This window comes from Allomesorhizobium camelthorni (genome assembly GCF_011045125.1).
GTDB classification, from domain to species: domain Bacteria; phylum Pseudomonadota; class Alphaproteobacteria; order Rhizobiales; family Rhizobiaceae; genus Allomesorhizobium; species Allomesorhizobium camelthorni.
Map to the genome: position 1 here is coordinate 1 of NZ_JAAKZF010000283.1, position 921 is coordinate 921.

A 921-nucleotide genomic window follows, 5' to 3' on the forward strand; every position below is an offset into this window, starting at 1 on the left:
GACCTTGATCAGGTTGGACGCGGTGACCTCGTTGTAAAGCAGGCCGAAGCGGTTCAGCAGGAACTGATGGTCGGTGCCCGGGACACGCATCGTGATGTGGTTCCAGATGAGATCGTCATAGCCGTAGATGTTGGCGAGGCGATACAGGGCGGCGAGGTCGACTCGCGCTTCCCATTCTTCCTTGGAGATGTTTGCGTGCCCGCCCTGGACGCTGAAGTCCTCGGCTTTCATCTCTTTTGCCATTGGTAGCCCTTTCACTTGCGACGTTGTCAGATGGAACGGAGGAATGTGCCGTTTTGCTCCTCCAGGAGCTTTACAGCCATCAGATGGTTCTGATCGAAACCATATTTGTCGACGGCTTCCTTGTAGATCGCCTCAACCTGCTCGCACATCGGCAGCGTGGCCCCGACAGATCCTGCGAGTTCCAGGGTCAGGGCCATGTCTTTGTGGGCAAGTCCCAGTGCAAATCCTGGGTCATAGCTGCCGTCCAGAATGGCCGGCCCGTACCGGTTAGCGACGTAGCTCGCCCCCGTGCTGCCCTGGATGATCCCGAGCATGGTATCGGCGGGAACGCCACCTTTCACACCCAGCATGAGGGCCTCGCTGAGGGCCACTGAGTTGAGATAGCACAGCACGACCTGTGCAATCTTGGCGACGTAGCCGGCGCCGTGTGGCCCGAGGTGCATGACCCGGTTGCCGAGCTTGTCCAGGACCGGCGTGCAGCGTGCAAAGACTTGAGCGTCTCCCCCAACCATGATCATCAGCGTCCCGGCCGCGGCACCTTCAATGCCGCCGGAAACTGGAGCATCAAGGAAATCGATCCCGCGAGCCTCGGCGGCGGCGCGGACACGGCGCTCGCATTCGAGATTGTTCGTTGAGAGGTCGATCCAGACCGCGCTCTTTGGCAATGCGGCAACAATC

General features: G+C 60.0%; 2 protein-coding genes. Both read right to left on the reverse strand.

Annotated features, from left to right (window positions below):
* On the reverse strand, window positions 1-243 hold a 243-nt coding region (locus tag G6N73_RS35895; protein ID WP_206079285.1), incomplete at its 3' end, for a class II aldolase/adducin family protein.
* Between the two features lie 26 nt (window positions 244-269).
* Window positions 270-921, reverse strand: a 652-nt coding sequence (locus G6N73_RS35900) for an NAD(P)-dependent oxidoreductase (RefSeq protein ID WP_165034577.1), incomplete at its 5' end; no start/stop codon positions are given.